Origin of the sequence: Streptomyces sp. NPDC057302 (genome assembly GCF_042667685.1) — a bacterium.
Classification (GTDB): Bacteria; Actinomycetota; Actinomycetes; order Streptomycetales; family Streptomycetaceae; genus Streptomyces.
Genome location: NZ_JBHUZJ010000057.1, coordinates 25,840 through 47,833, shown reverse-complemented (window position 1 = coordinate 47,833; position 21,994 = coordinate 25,840). Strand labels below are relative to the sequence as shown.

The 21,994-nt window shown below is 72.3% G+C and carries 18 protein-coding genes, 1 tRNA gene and 1 other RNA gene; 11 read left to right on the top strand and 9 right to left on the bottom strand.

What is annotated here, in order from left to right; all coding sequences use genetic code 11:
* Positions 1-142: 142 nt before the first annotated feature.
* The 3 genes from purD to ffs form a co-directional block, all read right to left on the bottom strand.
* Positions 143-1,396, bottom strand: a complete 1,254-nt coding sequence (gene purD / locus ACFUPX_RS30850; RefSeq protein ID WP_383329965.1) for a phosphoribosylamine--glycine ligase — start codon at positions 1,394-1,396, stop codon at positions 143-145.
* A gap of 109 nt (positions 1,397-1,505) precedes the next feature.
* Complete coding sequence (locus tag ACFUPX_RS30845) at positions 1,506-3,791, bottom strand: DNA polymerase III subunit gamma and tau (protein WP_383329962.1); 2,286 nt, start codon at positions 3,789-3,791, stop codon at positions 1,506-1,508.
* 42 nt (positions 3,792-3,833) lie between these two features.
* Positions 3,834-3,932: signal recognition particle sRNA small type (gene ffs, locus ACFUPX_RS30840), an RNA gene on the bottom strand.
* Positions 3,933-4,074: 142 nt separating this feature from the next.
* On the opposite strand from ffs, the gene ACFUPX_RS30835 reads away from it, so the two are divergent.
* Positions 4,075-4,162 (top strand) — tRNA-Ser (locus tag ACFUPX_RS30835).
* A 111-nt stretch (positions 4,163-4,273) separates the two neighbouring features.
* On the opposite strand, the gene ACFUPX_RS30830 is transcribed toward ACFUPX_RS30835, so the two are convergent.
* Entirely contained in the window at positions 4,274-5,485 is a 1,212-nt protein-coding gene (locus ACFUPX_RS30830) for a PucR family transcriptional regulator (RefSeq protein WP_383329959.1), read from the bottom strand.
* 107 nt (positions 5,486-5,592) lie between these two features.
* Here ACFUPX_RS30830 and ACFUPX_RS30825 point away from each other — a divergent pair, with 107 nt between their 5' ends.
* The 4 genes from ACFUPX_RS30825 to ACFUPX_RS30810 all read left to right on the top strand — a co-directional run bounded on the left by ACFUPX_RS30825 (position 5,593) and on the right by ACFUPX_RS30810 (position 9,462).
* Complete coding sequence (locus ACFUPX_RS30825; protein ID WP_383329956.1) at positions 5,593-6,474, top strand: SGNH/GDSL hydrolase family protein; 882 nt, start codon at positions 5,593-5,595, stop codon at positions 6,472-6,474.
* 32 nt (positions 6,475-6,506) lie between these two features.
* Entirely contained in the window at positions 6,507-7,442 is a 936-nt protein-coding gene (locus tag ACFUPX_RS30820; protein ID WP_383329953.1) for an acetylxylan esterase, read from the top strand.
* Positions 7,443-7,611: 169 nt separating this feature from the next.
* The gene (locus ACFUPX_RS30815) at positions 7,612-8,559 is read left to right on the top strand and encodes an ATP-binding cassette domain-containing protein (protein ID WP_383330002.1); all 948 of its coding nucleotides are present in this window, start codon (positions 7,612-7,614) and stop codon (positions 8,557-8,559) included.
* A gap of 66 nt (positions 8,560-8,625) precedes the next feature.
* On the top strand, positions 8,626-9,462 hold the full coding sequence (locus tag ACFUPX_RS30810; protein WP_383329952.1) for an ABC transporter permease: 837 nt from the start codon (positions 8,626-8,628) through the stop codon (positions 9,460-9,462).
* 51 nt (positions 9,463-9,513) lie between these two features.
* On the opposite strand, the gene ACFUPX_RS30805 is transcribed toward ACFUPX_RS30810, so the two are convergent.
* Positions 9,514-12,789, bottom strand: a complete 3,276-nt coding sequence (locus tag ACFUPX_RS30805; RefSeq protein ID WP_383329949.1) for a BTAD domain-containing putative transcriptional regulator — start codon at positions 12,787-12,789, stop codon at positions 9,514-9,516.
* A gap of 16 nt (positions 12,790-12,805) precedes the next feature.
* A complete protein-coding gene (locus tag ACFUPX_RS30800; RefSeq protein ID WP_383329947.1) occupies positions 12,806-13,291 on the bottom strand; it encodes a cupin domain-containing protein in 486 nt (161 codons plus the stop codon).
* Between the two features lie 149 nt (positions 13,292-13,440).
* Between ACFUPX_RS30800 and ACFUPX_RS30795 the strand changes: the two genes are divergently transcribed.
* Positions 13,441-14,424, top strand: a complete 984-nt coding sequence (locus ACFUPX_RS30795) for a LysR family transcriptional regulator (RefSeq protein ID WP_383329944.1) — start codon at positions 13,441-13,443, stop codon at positions 14,422-14,424.
* Here ACFUPX_RS30795 and ACFUPX_RS30790 read toward each other — a convergent pair.
* Positions 14,328-14,867 carry a GNAT family N-acetyltransferase gene (locus ACFUPX_RS30790; RefSeq protein ID WP_383329941.1) on the bottom strand — a complete coding sequence of 180 codons (540 nt, stop codon included), beginning with the start codon at positions 14,865-14,867 and terminating at the stop codon, positions 14,328-14,330. The two genes, ACFUPX_RS30795 and ACFUPX_RS30790, sit on opposite strands and share 97 nt — an antisense overlap.
* Positions 14,868-15,118: 251 nt before the next feature.
* Here ACFUPX_RS30790 and ACFUPX_RS30785 point away from each other — a divergent pair, with 251 nt between their 5' ends.
* Positions 15,119-15,373: a hypothetical protein gene (locus ACFUPX_RS30785; protein ID WP_383329938.1), complete on the top strand. Its 255-nt coding sequence runs from the start codon at positions 15,119-15,121 to the stop codon at positions 15,371-15,373.
* An 11-nt stretch (positions 15,374-15,384) separates the two neighbouring features.
* Positions 15,385-16,581, top strand: coding sequence for a flotillin family protein (locus ACFUPX_RS30780; protein WP_383329935.1), 1,197 nt, complete (start codon positions 15,385-15,387; stop codon positions 16,579-16,581).
* 74 nt (positions 16,582-16,655) lie between these two features.
* Here the strand turns inward: ACFUPX_RS30780 and ACFUPX_RS30775 are convergent, their stop codons facing one another.
* Positions 16,656-18,257 carry an ABC-F family ATP-binding cassette domain-containing protein gene (locus ACFUPX_RS30775; protein WP_383329932.1) on the bottom strand — a complete coding sequence of 534 codons (1,602 nt, stop codon included), beginning with the start codon at positions 18,255-18,257 and terminating at the stop codon, positions 16,656-16,658.
* 172 nt (positions 18,258-18,429) lie between these two features.
* Between ACFUPX_RS30775 and ACFUPX_RS30770 the strand changes: the two genes are divergently transcribed.
* Positions 18,430-19,017, top strand: a complete 588-nt coding sequence (locus ACFUPX_RS30770; protein ID WP_383329929.1) for an HhH-GPD-type base excision DNA repair protein — start codon at positions 18,430-18,432, stop codon at positions 19,015-19,017.
* A gap of 605 nt (positions 19,018-19,622) precedes the next feature.
* Entirely contained in the window at positions 19,623-19,769 is a 147-nt protein-coding gene (locus ACFUPX_RS30765) for a hypothetical protein (protein WP_383329926.1), read from the top strand.
* A 51-nt stretch (positions 19,770-19,820) separates the two neighbouring features.
* Here the strand turns inward: ACFUPX_RS30765 and ACFUPX_RS30760 are convergent, their stop codons facing one another.
* The gene (locus ACFUPX_RS30760) at positions 19,821-21,389 is read right to left on the bottom strand and encodes a helicase HerA-like domain-containing protein (RefSeq protein WP_383329923.1); all 1,569 of its coding nucleotides are present in this window, start codon (positions 21,387-21,389) and stop codon (positions 19,821-19,823) included.
* 246 nt (positions 21,390-21,635) lie between these two features.
* Here ACFUPX_RS30760 and ACFUPX_RS30755 point away from each other — a divergent pair, with 246 nt between their 5' ends.
* Positions 21,636-21,932: a type II toxin-antitoxin system VapB family antitoxin gene (locus tag ACFUPX_RS30755; RefSeq protein ID WP_014155093.1), complete on the top strand. Its 297-nt coding sequence runs from the start codon at positions 21,636-21,638 to the stop codon at positions 21,930-21,932.
* Positions 21,933-21,994: the final 62 nt, after the last annotated feature.

The window sequence follows — 21,994 nt, the reverse complement described above, 5'->3', positions numbered from 1 at the left end:
TGACGGTTGCAAGACGGTCAGGCCCCGGATCCAGTGCCGGATCCGGGGCCTGTGAGCCGTTCGGGGCGCCGCGCGGGCGACTTCAGGTCGGCTTCTGAGCACTTCCTGGTCAGGAGCTGGTCAGAAGCTGGTCGGGACCTGCTCAGGCCTCCGACGCCGCCTTCGCCGCGATGTCCGTGCGGTGCTGGGAGCCGTCGAGGCGGATACGAGACAGCGCCGCGTACGCGCGCTCGCGCGCCGCCGTCAGATCCGTGCCGACGGCCGTCACGGAGAGCACACGGCCGCCCGCGCTGACCACGGCGTCGCCGTCGCGCTTCGTCCCCGCGTGCAGGACGTACGCGTCCGGGGCATCCTGTGCCGCGACATCGTCCAGTCCCTCGATGGGGTCGCCGGTGCGCGGCGTCTCCGGATAGTTGTGCGAGGCGATGACCACGGTCACCGCGGCCTCGTCGTTCCACCGCAGCGGGGGCAGGTCGACGAGGGTGCCGTTCGCGGCGGCCAGCAGGACTCCGGCGAGCGGGGTCTTCAGGCGGGCGAGGACGACCTGCGTCTCGGGGTCGCCGAAGCGGGCGTTGAACTCGATGACGCGTACGCCGCGACTGGTGATCGCCAGGCCCGCGTAGAGCAGCCCCGAGAAGGGCGTCCCGCGGCGCCGCAGCTCGTCGACGGTCGGCTGGAGCACGCTCTGCATGACCTCGTCGACCAGCTTCGGGTCGGCCCAGGGCAGGGGCGAGTAGGCGCCCATGCCGCCGGTGTTCGGCCCTTCGTCGCCGTCCAGCGCGCGCTTGAAGTCCTGCGCGGGCTGGAGCGGTACGACGGTGACGCCGTCCGTGATGGCGAAGAGCGAGACCTCGGGGCCGTCGAGGAACTCCTCGATGACGACGCGGTCGCAGGCGAGGGCGTGGGTGCGGGCGGCCTCGACGTCGTCCGTCACGACGACGCCCTTGCCGGCCGCGAGCCCGTCGTCCTTGACGACGTAGGGCGCTCCGAAGGCGTCGAGGGCCTCATCGATCTCTTCGGCGGTCGTGCAGACGTAGGAGCGCGCGGTGGGCACCTGGGCGCCTGCCATCACGTCCTTGGCGAAGGCCTTGGAACCCTCCAGCTGGGCGGCCTCCTCGGAGGGCCCGAAGCAGGGGATTCCCGCGTCGCGTACGGCATCGGCGACTCCGGCGACCAGGGGCGCCTCCGGGCCCACGATCACCAGACCTGCGCCGAGGGTGGTGGCGAGGGCGGCCACCGCGCTGCCGTCGAGGGCGTCGACCGGGTGCAGCTCGGCCACGTCCGCGATGCCGGCGTTGCCGGGGGCGCAGTACAGGGCGGAGACGTCGGGGTCGAGGGACAGAGAGCGGCACAGGGCGTGTTCGCGGGCACCACTGCCGATGACGAGGACCTTCACGGGCGTCAGCCTAGCTGGCGCGGGACGGTGCGTTCGTACGGGAGCGGGGCCCCGACGGTTGTGCGTTCCTCCAAGCACGGGGAGGCCGGCCCGGGGTCGGCCGCCCCTGTCACGGTTCGTTGTTGTATTCCTCGACGATCGTCGCGCCCAGCTCCCGGACGATCAGGTCGTGGCCGGACAGGGCCGACTCGACCAGGTCGGGGTCGTCGTCCGCCCAGGTGTCGTCCTCCGGGGAGACGTGGTCCCGGGCAGGGCGTTCGGGGGCCGGTGCTGGAGCCGGGGCCGCGGCGGGGGCGGGAGTCGAGCTCGGCGCCGGTGCCGGGGTCGGCGACTGCTGCTGTTGCTGGTGCTGGTGCTGCTGCGGGGCCTGGCGGGACGGCGGAGGCGGTGCGCTGCCGCCGAAGTTGCCCGCAGCGGGCGGCGGCGCCGAGCCGCCCGAGGGGTCGACGATCGCCTCGACCTTCCACTGCACCCCGAACTGCTCGGACAGCGCTTGGCGCAGCACGTCCTCGCTGCCGCTGCTGGCGAAGTTGTCCCGCGCCCCCGCGTTGACGAAGCCGATCTGCAGTGTCGTCCCGTCGAAGCCCGCCACCTGGGCGTTCTGGCTCAGCAGGATCCAGGTGAAGCGGCGGCGGCCCTTCACCGCGTCGAGAATGTTCGGCCACAGGGTGCGCGGGTCGGGCCCGCCTCCCGCGGCCACGGCCGGAGCCGGGGCGGAAGCTGCCGCCGGAGCGAGAGCTGCCTGCGCGGGCTGCTGCTGCGGGGCCGGGGCGGCGTTGCCCGCGGACGCGGCCGTGGGCCAGCCGCCGGGGCGAGGGGCCTCCGGAGGCGCGGCAGCGGCGGGGGCGGCCTGCGCCGCCGGTCCACTCCCCGGCGCCGAAGCCGTGGGCCACCCACCGGGACGCCGCTCACCGGACGGCGCGGCGGCGGGGGCGGCAGGGGCCGCCGGAGCCTCGGGGACAGGAGTAGGAGTAGGAGCCGGAGCAGCCTGCACCGGCGGTGCGGCCGGAGCAGCGGCCTGTCCGGCAGCCGGTGCAGCCGCCGGAGCCTCACCCTCACCCACCGGCCCCCCGCCCCGCACAGCCGCCCGAGCCGCCGCGACCCCGCCCCCCGGCGGAACCTGCGGCTGCGCACCCGCATGGGCGTCGGGCCCGGGAACGTACGCCATGGCAGGACCAGGCCCGCCACCCTGACCGCCCTGACCGCCCTGGCCCCCCTGGCCGCCCGCCATGAAGTTGCCGCCACGCTCAAGCCGGTCGAGGCGGGCCATGAGCGAGCGCTCGTCGTCGTACGCGGCGGGAAGCAGCACGCGCGCGCAGATCAGCTCGAGCTGAAGCCGGGGCGACGTCGCCCCCCGCATCTCCGTGAGGCCTTCGTTCACGAGGTCGGCCGCGCGGCTGAGCTCGGCGCCACCGAAGACGCCCGCCTGCGCCTGCATCCGCTCCACGACGTCCGACGGGGCGTCGATGAGCCCCTTCTCGGCCGCGTCCGGCACCGCGGCGAGGATCACCAGGTCCCGCAGCCGCTCCAGGAGGTCGGCGACGAAGCGCCGCGGGTCGTTGCCGCCCTCGATGACGCTGTCGACGATCTCGAACGCGGCGGCGCCGTCCCCGGAGGCGAAGGCCTCGATCACGGAGTCGAGCAACGTCCCGTCCGTGTACCCGAGGAGGGACGTCGCCATGGCATACGTCACACCGTCCGTGGCCGCGGACGCGAGGAGCTGGTCCATCACGGACATCGAGTCACGCACGGAACCGGCACCGGCCCGCACGACCAGCGGGAACACGCCTTCCTCGACGGCCATCTGCTCCCGGTCGCACACCTCGGCCAGGTACTGCCGCAGCGTCCCGGGCGGCACGAGGCGGAAGGGGTAGTGATGCGTACGCGAGCGGATCGTCCCGATGACCTTCTCGGGCTCCGTCGTCGCGAAGATGAACTTGAGGTGCTCCGGCGGCTCCTCGACCACCTTCAGCAGGGCGTTGAAGCCCGCCGGGGTGACCATGTGGGCCTCGTCGATGATGTAGATCTTGTACCGACTGCTCGCGGGGCCGAAGAAGGCCTTCTCGCGCAGGTCACGGGCGTCGTCCACGCCTCCGTGCGAAGCGGCGTCGATCTCGATGACGTCGATCGAACCCGGCCCGTTCCTCGCCAGGTCCTGGCAGGACTGGCACTCGCCGCAGGGCGTCGGAGTGGGACCTTGCTCACAGTTGAGACAGCGGGCCAGGATGCGCGCGCTGGTCGTCTTGCCGCAGCCGCGCGGACCACTGAACAGGTAGGCGTGATTGACCCGGTTGTTGCGCAGCGCCTGCTGCAGCGGGTCGGTTACATGCTCCTGCCCGATGACCTCGGCGAACGACTCCGGGCGATAGCGGCGGTACAACGCGAGAGACGACACACATACGAGGTTATAGGCGCCCACTGACAACACGTACCGCGAACGCAAAGCGCCCCCCACGCACCCGCCAGAGCCAACCTACCCTTGCTGCCTTCCGGCCCTGGGGGAGTTCAGTCAGATAGCGCCACGTGAGGGGCTGACGCCCACCCTAGCGGATCCTCCGGCCCGGAAGCCACGTCGGCCCGGCCCCGGAACCACCCCCGGGACGATCTCGCGAGCGATCTTGGGTCCGGAGGCGGATCGTGTTCGCGAGCACTCCTCAACGTCTTGTATTGTTTGCGGCGGAGGATTCGCCTAGTGGCCTAGGGCGCACGCTTGGAAAGCGTGTTGGGGGCAACCCCTCACGAGTTCGAATCTCGTATCCTCCGCCAGTGCCTCACCGGGCACTAACGTTGCAGGGCCCCACCGTTCGCGGTGGGGCCCTTCGACGTTTCTCGGCCCGTTTCACGTTTCTCGGCCCGTTTCACGTTCTCCGTCTCACATCACATCTCCCCCACCGCGTCGTACGCGCTCAGTGCCGCCCGCAGCGTCAGCAGATCCGTGTGGGCGGCGAGGTCGAGGCCCGTGAGGGTGGCGATGCGGCGCAGGCGGTAGTCGACGGTGTTGGGGTGGACGTGCAGGCGGGCCGCCGTCTCTCGGCGGTCCAGGTTCGACGCGAAGTACGTCCGCAGGGTCACCGGCAGGTCCGGGCCGTCCGCCAGGGGGGACAGGAGCGCTGCCAGGTGGGCGCGGGCGGGGCTCGCGCGGGTGAGCTGGTAGTCGAGGAGCAGCGCCGTCAGGGGGTAGACGCCCGGCGGCCGTCCGGTGCCGGTCGCGGTGTCGCGCAGTTCCGTGGCGAGGCGTACGGCGTGCGGGACGCCGGCCGGGGTGCTCGCGGCGACGCCCGCGGTCAGGGGCACCCCGCTGACGGTGATGAGGGCCGCCGTCAGCTTTTCGAGACGTGCCCGCTCGGTGTCGGGCGCCCGGTCCGGCGCGATGTCGGACGGGATCAGGGCCAGGCCCTCCTCCGCGGACAGGCGGGAGAGGACAGGGTGGCCGAGCGCGCGGTCCAACTCCGTACGCAGGCGCCTGATCTTGCGCCGCGATGCCACGGTGGCGTCGACGTCCTCGCGGTCCTCGTCGGGGTGGCGGCCGATGGTGAAGGCGAGCACCAGGTAGCACGGCGGGAGGCGTGTCCCCAGGTGGGTGGGGTCGAGCCCGGAGCCCGCGCCGTCGAGCAGCGCGGACAGCGCCGTGTGCCGTGCCGCGTCGCGCTCCCCTATCAGGGACTGGCTCTCCTCCACGTATCCCGAGGTGACGGCGGCCGTGATCTCCCGCAGGCAGTCGAGCAGCAGGCGGTGCGCTTCGAGCATGTCGTGCGGTTCGACCGTCGCCGAGAGTTCCTCGACGCAGATGCGGGCCCCGTAGTGATAGGCGCTGACGACCGCGTCCACGGGGAGGCGTTCCTCCGCACGCCGTGCCGCCGAACTGCGCACCGTCTCCAGGAACTCCGGGGGCGGCATGCGTTCCGTACGCAGTACGTCGGCGAAGGCGCGGATCGTCATGCCGACGATGGCGCGTACGTCGCCGTGCAGTTCCTCCGCGGGCAGGCGGCCGTAGACGGGCAGGTCGTCCGCGATGCGCCGGGTGACCGTCTCGGCGAGGCCCGCTACGTCGGCGATCAGGAAGCGGCCCACGCTCTTGTCACCGGTCACAACCGACCCCTTGGAAAGTCTGGTGGCGCGCCCAGATCACCGGGGCCGCGATGGCCCGGATCATAAGGGCGTCCGTTACCCCCGGTACACCCCACTCAGGAGAGTCCGTGCGCCCCACACGCGCCCGTACGACCGCGGTCATGGCCGCCGCCCTGTCCGCCTGCGTCCTCGCGACGGCTCCGGCCGGTGCTGTGTCGGCGGCGTCATCGGAGTCCTCGTCTTCTTCGGCGGAGCCGCTGGAGTACGTCGCCATGGGCGACTCGTTCGCCGCGGGCCCCCTCATCCCGGGCCAGAGCCAGTGGTCCTGTCTGCGCTCCGACCGGAACTATCCGGCCGTCGTCGCGAAGGAGTTGGGCGCGCGGCTCACGGACGTCAGCTGCTCCGGTGCGAAGGCGGGCGACTTCTCCGGCCGCCAGTTCGGGCTGCTGGCACCGCAGTACGACGCCCTCAAGCCCAGCACCGACCTGGTGACCCTCACCATCGGCGGCAACGACGTCAGCCTCGTCACCAAGGCGCTCGGCTGCGTCAACCTCCTGCCGAAGCCCGCGGGCATCTCCTGTGCCGACACGGCCGCCGCCGAGGGCGATCCCACCGCGAAGGCCATCGACGCCTGGGGCGCCACCTTCGGCCGGGCCCTGGACGAGGTGCACCGGCGCGCCCCCGAAGCCCGCGTCATCGTCGCGGGTTACGCCACCTACGTACGCAAGGACGGCTGCTGGCCCACCCAGCCCCTCTGGGACAAGGACGCCAACTACCTCCAGGCGCGCGTGAACCAGCTCAACGGCGTGCTCGCCGACCAGAGCCGGACCCACCACGCCACCTACGTCGACACCGCGGCCGTCAGCGCCGGACACGACACCTGCGCCAAGCCCGCCGAGCGCTACATCGAAGGCCTGGTGCCCACCAGCGTCGCCGCCCCGCTGCACCCCAACGCCCGCGGAATGGCCGCCTTCGGGACGGCCGTCGCCCAAGCCGCGGCGCGCCCGTGACGGCCCGCGCCGCAGGACAGGAGGAGAGTCGTATGCCCGGAGATCGCCGTATGCGCGGAGTTCGCAACCTGTACGGGATGCGCGGGGTTCGGCGGTACGCCACCTTGCTGGCCGCCTCGCTCGCGCTGTCGGCCGCGCTCTCAGGTCAGGGACTCGCACACGCAGACACCGGACCGGCAGCGGCAGCGGCAGCCCGCGCGGCCGACGGCTGTCCCTCGGCCGGCGGCCGGTGGGCCGACGACGGGCCCTTCGCCGTGACCAAGGAGCGCGCCGGGCTCGGCCACACCATCCTGCGCCCCACCGAACTCGGCAGCGGAGGCTGCACCAAGCACCCGGTGATCATCTGGGGCAACGGCACGTTCGTGACCCCGGTCGTCTACGACGGTCTCCTCAAGCACCTCGCGTCCCACGGGTTCATCGTGGTCGCCGCGAACACCACGCAGTCGGGGACCGGCACCGCCATGCTCGGCGGCCTGGACGTGCTGAAGAAGGCCGACGCCGACCCCAAGAGCCCCTACTACGGCAAGGTCGACCTGGAGAAGGTCGGTGCGGCGGGCCATTCGCAGGGCGGCGGCGGAGCGATCAACGCCGGTGCCGACCCGCGCGTCGACGTCACCGTGCCCATCGAGCCGGGCCCCCTGGGCAGGGTCGGCGGCCTCAAGGGCCCCCTGCTCATCCTGGGCGGCGAACGCGATCTGGTGGTGGTCCCCGAGCTCCTGGTGATCCCCCGGTTCGAGGCCGCCGATCAGGTCCCGGCGGTCTACGGGGAGTTGGCCGGAGCCACGCATCTGACCCCCGCCGGTGACGGCGGCGGGTTCCGGGGTCCGATCACCGCCTGGTTCCGCTACTTCCTGATGGGCGACCAGGAGGCACGCGGCGAGTACTTCGGCGCCGACTGCCGTGCCTGCTCGTCGCCGGTCTGGTCCGACTTCCGGCGCAACGCCCTGGCCACCGGACACGACGGCTGAGCCCCCTCCCCTGACACCTCCTGTCCCCTGACACCTCCTGACAGCCTCCGGCCGTCCCTGTCAGCGCGCGGTCCGCGCGCTGTCAGCGGCGGTCGGCATCGTCATGTCCATCGAGAACGGCGAGGGCCTCAACGGCCCGAACGGCCGGAACGGGACTGGGGAGGACACGATGTCGTACGCCATCAAGGCCGAGGGACTGGTCAAGAAGTACGGGGACTTCACCGCGCTGGACGGCGTCGACCTGGAGGTCCCGGCCGGCAAGGTCATCGGGGTGCTCGGGCCGAACGGCGCCGGGAAGACCACCACCGTACGGATCCTGTCGACGCTGCTGCGGCCCGACGCGGGGCACGCCACCGTCGGGGGCCACGACGTGGTCAGGGACCAGGTGCGGGTGCGGAGCCTGATCGGGCTCACCGGTCAGTACGCCTCCGTGGACGAGGAACTGTCCGGCGCCGAGAACCTCGTACTCCTGGGGCGGTTGCTCGATCTGTCGCGGCGGGACGCCAAGGCGCGGGCCGTCGAACTCCTTGAGCGCTTCGAGCTGACCGAGGCCGCCCAGCGGCCGATCAGCACCTTCTCCGGAGGGATGCGGCGCCGCCTCGACCTCGCGGCGAGCCTCGTCGGACGGCCGCAGGTCCTGTACCTGGACGAGCCGACCACCGGGCTCGACCCGCACGCCCGCAAGGAGGTCTGGGCGGTCGTGCGGCGGCTCGTCGCGGACGGCGCCACCGTGCTGCTCACCACGCAGTACCTGGAGGAGGCCGACCAACTGGCCGACTCCATCACGGTGTTCGACCGTGGCCGCGTCGTCGCGGAAGGGCGGCCCGCCGAGCTCAAGCGCAGGGTCGGCGGCCAGACGCTTCAGGTGCGGCCGACCCTCGCCCGCGATCTGGAGACCGTGCACGGCATCCTCGCCGAGCTCACCGGGGCAGCGCCCCAGCGGGACGCGGACAACGGCCTGCTCACCGTGCCGGTCGACGACCCGATGCTGATGTCCGCCCTCGTACGACGCCTCGACGGGGCCGGGATCACCGCCGACGAGCTGGGGCTGCGGCTGCCCAGCCTGGACGAGGTCTTCCTGGCGCTGACCGGCAAGACCGCGGCCAAAGCCGCCTAGGTCTGCGTCCCCGCGCCGCCACCCCAAGCTCGCCCACCCCCAGCGCCCTTCCGAGAGGACCCCGTCATGAGCACCGTCACCATCACGAGCACCCCGCAGTCGCAGCCGCAGCCGGCCGTCGCGCCGCTCCGCATCGGCCCGGCCAAGGCCGCCCGGCACAGCCTCGCCCTCGCCGGGCGCGGCATCACCAAGTTCATCAAGTCGCCCGCACGGCTCGTCGACGTCGTCCTGACGCCGATCGTGTTCCTGTTGATGTTCGTCTACCTCTTCGGTGGCGCCATCGCGGGCGGCGACACCGACGCCTACCTCCAGATGATCACGCCCGGCATCATGGTGATGACCGTCTTCCAGGCCAGCATCGGCATCGGCGTCTCGCTCAACGCCGACGCGAGCACCGGCATCTTCGACCGGTTCCGCAGCATGCCGATCGCCCGCTCCGCCCCGCTGATCGGCGCGGTGCTCGCCGACGTCGTCCGGTACGTGGTCTGCCTCGGTACGCTGCTGGCGCTGGCCCTGGTCATGGGCTACCGGACGGACACCGACCCGGCGGCGGCGCTGGCCGCGCTCGTGATGCTCGTCGGCTTCGCGGTCAGCTTCTCCTGGCTTTCGGTGTACATCGGGATGCTGGTCAAGACGCCCGGCTCGGTGCAGGGCCTGATGACGGTCCTGGTCCTGCCGCTCACCTTCGCCAGCAACGTCTTCGTGCCGGACCGCACCATGCCGGGCTGGCTCCAGGTCTGGTCGGACGTGAACCCCGTCAGCCTGATGGCCGACACCATGCGCGGCCTCCTGGGCGGCGGCGAGGTCGCGGGGCCGCTGCTCGGCAGCCTGGGCTGGATGGCCGCCGTGGTCGCGGTGTTCGCCCCCCTCGCGATGCGGGCGTACCGCAAGAGCGCCGCCTGAGCCCGGCCTCGCGACCCCTCCCGCTCACAGTTCACGGCTCCACCGTTCTCACTACGCCACCGGCTGACCCGCCGCCTCGGTCAGCCGGTTCAGCGCGTCCGCCCTCGGCAAGCCTGCGCCCTTGCCGTACGCCTCCTCGTACGCCGCTTCGCCGAGCCGCTCCACCAGCTCGGCGACCAGCTCCCGCAGCTGCGGATCCCCCGCGTCGAACACCCCGCGCACGGCCTCGCTCGTCCCCAGCGCCGTGGCCGCCCCGGCAGCGTCGTCCTCCAACAGGCGCAGCCGGGCCAGGAGTTCGGCGGCCTGCGCGATGTCGGCGACCTCGCCCCGGGCGAACGCGCCGCCCACCGCCCTCGGCAGGAGTTCCCGCGCCCCCGCCGCGTCGCCCCGCGCGAGCCGGTTGGCCATGCGGGCGCCCGCGATCAGGTCGCGGGCCATGGCTTCGGGGAGGGTCAGGCGGTCGGCGGCGGCGTCCAGGCGGTCGAGGACCAGGCCGGCCTCGTCCGGCTCCCCCGACCTGCGGTGCAGATCGGCGAGGCCGAACAGCATCTCGGCCTCCATCCGCCGGTAGCCACGCTCCTTGGCCTGCCGCTGCGCCGCCCGGATGTCCCGCAGGGCGCCCTCCCGGTCGCCGCCGCGCAGCCGCTCTGCCGCGAGCCTCGCCCGGCTGTTGAACAGGTCGTCCTCCGCGCCGAGTTCGGTCCCGGCGGTGACGGCTCGCGTATACGCGGCGATCGCCTCCGCGTGCTCGCCGCGCAGGGAGTGATCGCCGCCGACGGCGAGAAGCGCGAGGCCAAGCCCCCAGCGGTCGCCCACCTCCTCGAAGCCGTGCAGCGCGGCCCGGCGGGATGCGGCCCCTGCCCGCTGTTCACCGCGGCCGGTGAGCACGAAGTCCCGCGCCCAGTGCGCGCACGCCCGCACCCAGGGCTCCGGGCGCTCGGCCGCCCGCCTCAGCCCGCTCTCCCCGAGGTCGGTGTTGCCGGTGAAGAACGCGAGCAACGGGATCCACAGCAGCAGCGCCGGGTGGAACTCCCCGGCGTCCGCCCGCTCGCAGTCCTCGATCAGCGTGCGTACGGGTGTGTCGTCGCCCGCCGTGGCCCCCGGTGTGCCCGCCATCAGCCGCACCACGCGGAAGGCGGCCCGCGCCGGTCCCGGCAGGGCTTCGCCGAAGGTGAGGACCTCGGCGAGGAACGTCTCGAACTGGGTGCTCATCCCCCTGATGCCCCAGTACCAGAACAGCGCCCGCACGAACCGGGACGCGACCACCGCGTCCCCGGCCTCGACGGCCGCCCGCAGCGCGGAGACCAGATTGTCGTGCTCGGCGTCGAAGAGCGCGAGCGAACGGAGCTGGTCGCCGGTGCGCAGGGCGGGTTCGTGCTCCTCGGCGAGGGCCAGGTAGTACGAGGAGAAGCGCTCCACGGTCCGAGCGCCGCCACCGCCACTACCACCGCCACAGTCACCGCCACCGCCACCGCCACGGGCCTCGGCTTCGGCGAGACGCCCGGCTGCGAAGGCGCGCACGGTCTCCGACATCCGGTAGCGCTGCTCCCCGTCGAGCTCGTCGAGGTCTTCGCGGCCGTCGGGCCCGCCGGCCATCTCGACGAGCGACTTCTCCACCAGGGCGCCAAGCACGTACACCACGTCCTCGGCCGGGAGCGTCTCGTCCGAGCAGACCGCCTCCAGGGCGGCGACGGTCGCCCCGCCGGGGAACATCGACAGCCTGCGGGTGAGGATCCGCTCGGGCTCGTCGAGGAGGTCCCAGCTCCACTCGACCACCGCGAGCAGCGTGCGCTGGCGCGGCAGCGCGGTCCTGCTGCCCGAGGTGAGCAGGCGGAACCGGTCGTCCAGGCGGCGCGCGATCTGGCCGACGCCCATCGAGCGCAGCTTCGCCGCGGCCAGCTCCAGGGCGAGCGGGAGTCCGTCGAGCCGGCGGCAGATCTCCACGACGGCGTCCAGGGTGGACTCGTCGAGCACGAAGCCGGGCCGCACTCCGTGGGCCCGGTCGACGAACAGGCGCACCGCCGCCGAGCCCGCCGCCTCCGCGAGTTCCGGGGTCCCCTCGGGCACGCCGAGCGGGCCGATGTGGCAGAGCGCCTCGCCGGTGATGGCGAGGGGTTCCCTGCTGGTGGCCAGGATCCTCAAGTGGGGCAGCCTGTCGAGCAGTTCGTACGCGAGGTCCGCCGCCGCGTCGACCAAGTGCTCGCAGTTGTCCAGTACGAGGACGGCCTCGCCGACATCGAGCACCTCGGTCACGCGGTCGCCCCGCGCGCCACTCGCGGGGAGCCCCGCGCTGAGGGCGGCGTGCACGGCGTCGGCCAGCTGGTCCGGGGTGCCCACACCGGCCAGCGGCACGAACCACACCCGGCCGCGCCGGTACGCCCGGTGCCGGGTCACGGCTTCGAGCGACAGCCTGGTCTTGCCCGCGCCGCCGGGGCCCACGAGCGTGACGAGACGGGAGGCGGTCAGCAGCGCGTCGAGCCGGTCGAGCTCCTCGTCACGGCCGACGAAGCTGGTGAGCCTGGCGGGGAGGCGGTTCGGCGTGGGCGCGCTCTCGGGGCGGGCCTCCGGCTGCTCCAACTCGCCGCGCAACACGGCAAGGTGGACCTCCTTCAACGCGGCCGAGGGATCCACTCCGAGTTCGTCGTCGAGCCTGCCCCGCATCTCCTCGTACACGGCGAGGGCGTCGGCCATGCGGCCCGCGGCGGACAGCGCGCGCATCCGCAGGGCGGCTATGCGCTCGCTCAACGGGCGCTCGGCGCCCGCCGCTTCGAGGTCGGCGAGGACGTCGGCGTACCGGCCAAGGCGCAGCTCGGCGTCGAAGCGGTCCTCCGTGGCGGCGGCCCACAGGTCGTCCAGGCGGGCGGCGGCCGGGCGCGCGAAGGGGGCGTCGAGGACGTCCGCGAGGGCGGCTCCCCGCCACAGCGCGAGCGCGTCGCCGAGCGTCGAAGCGGCCTCGTCCGCCCGTCCCGCGGCCAGTTCGCGCCTGCCCTGCCCCGCCAGCTCCTCGAAGCGGTACGTGTCCACGGCGTCGGCGTCCACCGCGATCCGGTAGCCGCCCGCGACCGAGTCCACCGTGCCTGTCCCGCGCAGGGCTTTGCGCAGCCGGGACACCAGCGCTTGCAGGGCGTTGCCCGCGTCCGCGGGCGGCTGTTCGCCCCACAGGCCGTCGACGAGCGCGTCGACGGAGACCGGACGCCCTCCTTCGAGCGCGAGTCTGGCGAGCAGCATGCGCAGCCGTACGCCGCCCACGTCGACCGGCGTCGCGTCGGTGGCGGTGGCGGTGGCGGTGGCGGTGGCCCTGACCGGGCCGAGCAGAGAGATCCTCACCGGGTGGCCTGCGTCCTCACTGCTCGACGAAGAAGCTGTCGTGCTCGACGAGGAACTCGCCGAACTCCTTGCCGCCCTTCTGGGCCATCTCCGCCACCTGCTCGAAGTACTCCTCGCGCGGGGCGCCCGGCGAGAAGAGCAGGAGCATGGAGGCGGGGTCGTCGCCGTCGTTCTTGAAGGCGTGCAGACCGCCGACCGGGACGTAGAGGAAGTCGCCGGGGCCGCCGGTGATCCAGCGGTCGCCGTCATAGAGGTCGACCTCGCCGGACAGGACGAAGAAGGACTCCGAGATCGCCTTGTGGAAGTGGGTCTTGGGTCCCGGCGACTTCGGGCCCATATCCACTCTGTAGAGGCCGAATTCGCCGCCGGTGGAGGCGTGCGTGGCGAGGTAGTGCGTACGGTTTCCGCCGGGGCGGACCAGGTCGGGCTCCTGGCCGGCAGGCCTGAACACCGCGTTGACCTCGCCCTCTTCGCCGAGATAGCGCGGCTCCGGGTAGGACATCTTCCGCTCCTTACGTCACGTCGTCGCGTCGTCACGTCGTCACGTCGTACGTCGTCACTGGGTGACGGCTGACTGACTTTATCCACCACTCGCGCACATCCCCCATTAGTTGAACGTAAGAATTGTCGGACACCATTAAGCTGCGCTGCATGCTTGATACGCGGCGCATGCAAGTCCTCCGAGCGGTGGTCACCAGCGGCTCCGTGACCGCCGCCGCACGCAACCTCGGGTACACGCCCTCGGCGGTGAGCCAGCAGATGGCCGCCCTGGAGAAGGAGGCGGGCATCGCACTCCTGGAGCGCACCGGCCGCGGGGTGCGGCCGACGGACGCCGGGCGGCTGCTCACGGAGTACGCGGTCACGATCGGCAACCAGATCGCCGAGGCGGAGACCGCGCTCGCCGAGCTGCGGGCGGGGCGGACGGGCCGGGTATCGATGCGGTACTTCACCACGGCGGGCGCGGCGCTCGTCGCCCCGGCCCTGGCCGCCCTTCGCCGGGCGCAGCCGGGCGTACAGGTCGAGTTGAAGCTGTCGGATCCCGACGACCCGATGCCTCAGGTGCGGGACCGGCAGGCGGATCTCGCGCTGGTGGTGAGGCCGCAGGGCCAACTGGGCGTGGACGGCGTCCGGTTCGAGCATCTCCTGGACGACCGCTATCACGCGGTGCTCCCCGCGGGGCATCCGCTCGCCGCGAAGCGGCTGCTCGACATGACGGACCTGGCCGACGAGCCGTGGGTCGCGAGCGAGTCGCCCGGCCCCTGCCTCGATCCCATCATCGACGCGTGCGGCGCGGCAGGCTTCAGCCCGGACTTCGTGGTGGAGAGCGGGGACTACGCCACGGCGCAGGGCTTCGTCGCCGCGGGCCTCGGCGTCAGCCTGGTCCCCCAGCTCGGCCTGGACGCGCCCCACCCCGGAGTGGTGGTCCGCGAGGTCCACCGCCCGGTGCCGGTCCGGTCGATCTACGCGGCGGTGCGGGGCCCCGCACCGGAGCACCCGGCGGTGCGCGGCCTGTTGGACGCGCTGCGGGAGGCGGTGGATCAGCTCGGCGAGGCTTCGCCGTCCGGGCCGACTCCAACTCCAACTCCTGCTCCTGCTCCTGCTCCTGCTCCTGCGGCAGCTTCCGGAGCTGCGTAACACCGCACGGTGACCGTCTGCTCAGGGCTCCAGCGCTGCTCGCCCGTGCCGAGAAACCGCCAGCCCGTGCGTTCGTAAAGCGCGGTCGCCGAGGTGTCGGACGTGACGACGTCCAGGACGGGGAACAGCCCCAGCTCCCGGGCCTCGGCCACGACCCGCTCCAGCAGCATCGCCCCGAGCCCATGCCCACGGGCCCCGGGCGCGACGAACAACCGGCTGACGACGGCGATCCCTTCGCCCGCCACGCCCGTACGCCCGCTCCACAGGGCGGGCGCCACGTCGTCCGCCGCGCTGCGGCAGAGCGCGACGTGCCCGGCGACGCGGCCTTCGAGCTCGGCCACCCAGGCTCCGACGACCGAGCCCCCGGCCAGCCAGTCGGCGGGCCGGGCGGGCCAGTTGGTGGGGTAGCCGTCGGCGACGTGCACCTGGGCGAGGGCCTCCACGCAGGCGGGCAGGTCGGCGGTGCGGCGGGGACGGACGTGCGTGGCCGGAGATGGGGCCGGGGATGGGGCCGGGGATGGGACCGGGGATGGGACCGGGGCTTGGCTCATCACCGTATGCAAGCACGGGAAAGCGTGGCCGCCCCACCCGAATGTCCCGCATCGGCCCCCGCACGAAAAGTCTCTTCCCGTGCCCTTGACGCTAAGGTCAGGATGCAGACAGAGCCTGCATGACATGGGGGAGGCGGCCGCCAGTGGCGCCGGATGAGGCTGTGATCGGCTGTATCGGTGAACTCGTCATCGGTACGCGCGGATCCGCGGGGCCCGGAGAGGTCCTGGTACGGATCCGAGGGGGTTCCGAGACGTTCCTCGCCTGGTCCGACGAGCCGCTGCCGTACGGCGCGGCCGTGCTCGTGATCCATTCGCGGGGCACCCGTCAGGTCGATGTCATCAAGTGGGCTGACCCGTTGGACGCGCTGACCGGCGGCGGCGCCGGCGGCGCCGGTTGAGGAGTCGATCGATGTTCGGTTACCGCGTGCCCGCCCCGGATGAGGCAATGCTGATCTCCGGCGGCAGACGAGGCCTCGGCGGCGCCCCGTTCCGGGTGGTGACGGGGCACGGCAAGTTCGTGCTGCCCATCTTCCGCAAGACCCGCTTCCTGACCCTGTCCATGTGCGAGGCGGAGGTCGTGGAGCACTGCGTGACCCGGCAGGGCATCGCCCTGAAGGTGCGGGCGGTGATCGCCTTCAAGGTCGGCAACGACAAGGAGAGCATCGTCAACGCGGGCCAGCGCTTCCTCTCCGACCAGGACCAGATGTCCGTCCTGACCGGCCGCATCTTCGCCGGCCACCTGCGTTCCATCATCGGCTCGATGACCGTCGAGGAGATCGTCACCGAGCGCCAGAAGCTCGCCACGGAGGTCCTGGACACCTCGAAGTCCGAGATGGCGAAGATCGGCCTGCACGTGGACTCGCTGCAGATCCAATCGATCGACGACGGCGACACGGGCTACATCGACGCCATGTCCGCCCCGCACAAGGCCGCCATCCAGCGCCAGGCCCAGATCGCCCAGGCCAAGGCCACCCAGGCCTCGGCCGAGGCCGAGCAGGAGGCCGCGCGCAACCAGGCCGAGTACGCGCGCCAGACCGCGATCGTGAAGGCCCAGTACTCCGCCGAGGTCGAGCGCGCCCAGGCCAAGGCGGCCCAGGCGGGGCCCCTCGCGGAGGCGCACGCCCAGCAGGAGGTGCTCGACGCGCGCACCGAACTGGCCGAGCGCGCCGCCCAGTTGCGCCAGCAGGAGCTGGTCGCCGAGGTGGTCAAGCCCGCGGAGGCGGACGCCGAGCGCATCCGGGTCCTTGCGCTCGCCGAGGCCGAGCGGATGAAGATCCAGGCGGAGGCGGCGGCTTCGTACGACCGTGTTGCGCTCGACCGGATGCTGATCGACCAGTTGCCGCTGATCGTGAAGGAGGCGGCGACCGGCCTCTCCGGCGCCAACGTGAACGTACTGAACGGCGCGGACGGGCTCGGCGAGATCGCGGCCGGACTCGTCGGCCAGGGCCTGACGATCCTGGACTCGGTGCGCAACAACCTCGGTACGCCCGCCGCGAGGCCGCAGGGCGATCGTGAACAGGTCGACATCAAGCGGTACTTGGGCGCGCCCGCGGACCGCGGCCGGGCGGACGGCGGCAAGGGCGACGGCCCGGTCGAGATCCAGTAGCCGTGCCGGCGACGGCCCGCCTCCGGGGATGCCCGGCGGCGGGCCGTCCGCACGCATCCGTACGACCCCTGCGGCTAGGCGAGCGCGACGAGTTCCCGGTAGTCCGGGCTCCAGAGGTCCTCGGTCCCGTCCGGCAGGAGCAGCACGCGGTCGGGCCGCAGCGCGTCGATGGCCCCTTCGTCGTGCGTCACCATCACCACCGCGCCCGGATACGTCCCCACCGCGCCGAGCACCTCGTCGCGCGAGGCCGGGTCGAGGTTGTTGGTCGGCTCGTCGAGGAGCAGTACGTTCGCCCCCGAGTGCACGAGGCCCGCGAGCGCGAGCCGGGTCTTCTCGCCGCCGGAGAGCACCGCCGCGGGCTTGTCGGCGTCGTCCCCGCGGAACAGGAACGAACCCAGGACGCCCCGCACCTCGCCGTCCGTGAGGCCGGGCGCGACGGCGGCGAGGTTCTCCCGCACCGTCATCGTCCCGTCGAGGGTGTCGTGCTCCTGCGCGAAATAGCCGAGCCGGGCGCCGTGGCCGTGCACCACCCGCCCGCTGTCCGGGAGTTCGGCCCCGGCCAGAATTCGCAGCAGCGTGGTCTTCCCGGCTCCGTTGAACCCGAGGACGACGAGCCGACTGCCCCGGTCGACGGCCAGATCGACCCCGCCGAGCACCTCACGCCCTCCGTACGCCTTCACCAGGCTGACCGCGCCCAGCGGCGTGCGCCCGCACGGCGCGGGCTCCGGCAGCCGGATCCGCGCGACCCGCTCGCTCCTGCGCACGGGCTCGGTGTCGGCGAGCATCCGGTCGGCGCGACGGGTCATGTTCTTCGCGGCGGTGGCGGTGGCGACGTGCGCGCGCATCTTCTGCGCCTGCACGCGCAGCGAGGCGGCCTTGCGCTCCGCGTTGGCCCGCTCGCGGCCGCGCCGCCGCTCGGCCGCCGCGCGCTGGGCGAGGTAGGTGTGCCAGCCGGTGTTGTGTACGTCGACGGCGGCGCGGCCCGGGTCGACGACGAACACCCGGTTGACGACGTCGGCGAGCAGCGCGGTGTCATGGCTGATCAGCACGAGCCCGCCCCCGTAGGACCCGAGATATCCCCGCAGCCACTCCACCGAATCGGCGTCCAGATGGTTGGTCGGCTCGTCGAGCAGCAGGGTGTCGTGGCGCGAGAAGAGGATCCTGGCGAGCTCGACGCGGCGGCGCTGGCCGCCGGAGAGGTGGCCCACGGGCGCGGCCATCGTGTGCTCGGGCAGCCCGAGCCCGGCGGCCACGCGAGCGGCCTCCGCCTCGGCGGCGTACCCGCCGCGCGCCTGGAACGCGTCGTCCGCGCGGGTGTAGGCGGCCATGGCCCGCCGCTGCTCCTGGGCGCTCGTGGCGGCGGCCATCGCGCTCTCGGCGGTACGCAGGGCCTGCGCGGCCAGGTCGAGGCCGCGGGCGGAGAGGATGCGGGCCGTGACGGTGGCGTGGGGGTCGGCGGCGGCGGGGTCCTGGGCCAGGTAGCCGAGGGAGCCGGTGCGGGTGAGGCTGCCCGCGGCCGGGGCGAGCTGCCCCGCGAGGGTCTTGAGCAGGGTGGTCTTGCCCGCGCCGTTACGGCCCACGAGGCCGATGCGGTCGCCTGGGGCGATGTGGAAGGAGGCGCCGGCGAGCAGAAGCCGGGCGCCGCCGCGGACGTCGATGCGTCGGGCGGTGATCATGAGGTAACGCTCCGCAGTAGCGAATGGACACACGGGTGACGTGGAGGCGTGTGTCCTGGCTAGGAGATGCGGGGCGTAGACATACGGCGAGGGTAGCGAGGGCGCGTCGGCGAACGCACGCGGATTTCTGGGCGCCGTGCGAAGCGCTGCCCCGCGCGGGATGATCGACTCCATGGACGACGTCACCCTGCACCTGGCCCAGGATCCCGAAGCCGATGAGCTCCTCGGCCGCAGTCCGCTGGCCGCGCTCGTCGGGATGCTGCTCGATCAGCAGGTTCCGATGGAGTGGGCGTTCGCGGGGCCGCGGACGATCGCGCGGCGGTTGAACGCGGACGATCTCGATGCGCACGAGATCGCGGCGTACGACCCCGACGAGTTCGCGGCGCTCCTCTCCACGAAGCCCGCGGTGCATCGCTATCCCGGGTCGATGGCCAAGCGGATCCAGCAGCTCTGCGCGTACCTGGTGGAGCACTACGAGGGTGACCCCACCGCCCTGTGGGAGAGCGCCGCGTCCGGCAAGGACCTCCTGAAGCGCCTGAACGACCTCCCCGGCTTCGGCAAGCAGAAGTCCCAGATCTTCCTGGCCCTGCTCGGCAAACAACTGGGCGTACGCCCCACAGGCTGGCGCGAGGCGGCGGGCCCCTACGGCGAACGGGACGCGTACCGCTCGGTAGCGGACATCACGGGCCCGGAGTCCCTCCAAAGGGTCCGCACCCACAAACAACAGCTAAAGGCCGCAGCAAAAACAGCCCCCAAGTAACCCGGCACACCCCGCAGCCACCTGCACGAACAAACCTTCCCCACCCACCCACCCGATTGCCCTGCGGCACCAAGGGGTGGGTGGGAGCGGCCCCGCCCCGGCCCGCACTCAGCCGCAAGGACCGCCCCCCGTCAACCGCCCCACCATCCGTAGCCCAAGAGGGCGGATCTCAGCCCCCGGCAACACCTACAGGCTCCCGCCGGGGGACATCACCCCTCGTGAGCAGCCGCGTCGCGTCGACCCGACCCGCGTGGCTTCGGGCTGCTCTCATTCTGTTGGCGCTGCTCGGCACCGTCCTCGCCCCCGCAGGCCCCACCGAAGCCACCCCCGCCCCACCCCCCGCGGCCGTCTCCACCGAGCCCAGTGGCGAGGCCCATCAGGACACCGCCGACAGCACGCTCCGCGTACCCACCAGACGCCCCGCAGCCGTCGCCGCCCCAGCCGTGCGCCCCCGCAGGCCCCGACGAAGCCGCCCAGCCCCCACCCCGGGCAGCCGCAGCCACCTCCCCGCCCCACGCACCGTCGTCCTCCGCTGCTGACAGGCCCGCCCACCCGGGCAGACCGCACCCCACCCCCACAGCAGCAGCGAACCGAGGAAGACACCCATGCCCATCGACCCGTACGCGGCCCTGCACGCCCTCCTCCGCGCCGAAGCCGTACGCACCGCCCCCGATCCCAGCCCCAGCCCCGCCCCCTCGCAGACCGAGGAAGAGGGCAAGCAGGAGGAGCCGCCCGAGCCGAACGGCTGCTGAGCCCCACCCACCCACCGGCGCAGACGCCGACGCAGGGCGCCCCGCCAGGCCTCAGCGTCTGCGCCGAGCCGTTCCGAACACCGACCGCGAAATCTCCCGCCCGAGCTGCGTCCCCAAGGACCGCGCAAGGGACTTGAAGATCCCGCTGCCCACCACCTGGTCCACGACGGAACCAGAGCCAGAGCCGGAGCCGGAACCAGAGCCGGAACCCTTCGTCGCCGCCGGTTTCTCCGCCTCCGCAGCCGCCGCCGCCGCAGTCAACTTCTCGTACGCCGACTCCCGATCCACCGCCTCCGCATACCGCCCGTACAAGAAGGACCCCTTTACCGCCCCCTCCAGCGCCCCCGCCTCCACCGGCCCCATCAACGACTCCGGCGCCCGCAACCGCGTCACCGCCACCGGCGTGGGCGCGCCCTTCTCGCTCAGTACGGTGATCACCGCCTCGCCCGTGCCGATCGCGGTCAGCGTCTCCGCGAGGTCGTACGCCGAATGCGGGAACGTCCGGACCGTCGCCTTCAGCGCCTTCTCGTCGTCCGGCGTGAACGCCCGCAGCGCGTGCTGGACGCGGTTGCCCAGCTGGGCCAGCACATCGCCGGGTACGTCCTTCGGCGTCTGCGTCACGAAGAAGACGCCGACCCCCTTCGACCGGATGAGCCGCACGGTCTGGGTGATCGCCTCCAGGAACGCCTTCGACGCCCCGTTGAAGAGCAGATGCGCCTCGTCGAAGAAGAAGACCAGCTTCGGCTTCTCCACGTCGCCCACCTCGGGCAGGTCGTTGTAGAGATCCGCGAGGAGCCACATCAGGAACGTCGAGAAGAGCTGCGGCTTGTCCTGCACGGCGGGCAGTTCGAGCACCGACACCAGGCCCCGCCCGTCCGGCGCCGCCCGCAGGAACTCAGCCGTGTCGAACTCCGGCTCCCCGAAGAAGTCGCCCATGCCCTGCGCCTCGAAGGCGGTGAGCGCCCGCAGGATGACGCCCGCGGTGACCGTGGAGAGACCGCCGATCCCCTTGAGTTCGGGCTTGCCCTCGTCCGACGTCAGGAACGTCACCACGGCCCGCAGGTCCTTCAGATCGACCAGTTCAAGCCCTTTTTGATCGGCGTAGTGGAAGATCAGGCCGAGCGACTGCTCCTGGGTCTGGTTCAGCTGGAGCACCTTCGACAGCAGCACGGGCCCGAAGCTCGTGACCGTGGCCCGAACCGGAATCCCGGTGCCGATCCCGCCCAGCGCGTAGAACTCGCTGGGGAAGCCCGTCGCCTGCCACGTCTGCCCGACCTCCCGCGCCCGCTCGGCGACCTTCTCGCCGCTCTCCCCGGGAAGCGAGATCCCCGAGACGTCCCCCTTGACGTCGGCGAGGAACACCGGCACGCCCTGCGCGGCCAGTTGCTCGGCGATGAGCTGGAGGGTTTTCGTCTTTCCGGTGCCGGTCGCGCCCGCGACGAGCCCGTGCCGGTTCAGCATGGCCAGCGGAATACGGATCTGGGCGCCGGGCAGACACCGCCCGTCCCACAGGAGCGCGCCGAGATCCAGCGCGGGCCCGGTGAAGGCGTACCCGGCGAGGATCTCCGCCGCTTCCGGAGGCAGCTCCTGAGGCGACTTCGCACCCCCACCGGAACCCATCCCGGAATCCATACCGGAACCCATACCGGAATCCACTGCTCCGCTCGTCACCCCCGCGACCGGCGAAGACTCGTTAGAGGGGTTCACGGCCCCCGTCGTGGACGGCATCGGCTGGCTGTCGCTCACTTCTGGCCCTGCTCCCGGCTTGAGTGTTCCCGATATGCCCCGATTTCCGGCGTCATTTCCCAGAGTCGCACTCCGTCTCCATGGCTGCGCCCGGAGAGCCTTGCCCGGTAGGCTTTCCGTGTGATCTTCAAGCGCATCGGAAACGGCCGGCCGTACCCCGACCACGGCCGGGAAAGCACCCGGCAGTGGGCGGACGTCGCGCCGCGCCCGGTCCGCCTCGATCAGCTCGTGACGACCAAGGGCCAGCTGGACCTAGAGACGCTCCTCGCGGAGGACTCGACGTTCTACGGCGACCTGTTCGCGCACGTGGTGAAGTGGCAGGGCGACCTCTACCTGGAAGACGGACTGCACCGCGCGGTCCGCGCCGCGCTCCAGCAGCGCCAGGTGCTGCACGCCCGCGTCCTCGAGATGGGCTGACGCACACCCCCATTGGCCCTTTCGGGTTGGACTGAGCCCAAGTCAATGATCATTTAGTAGGC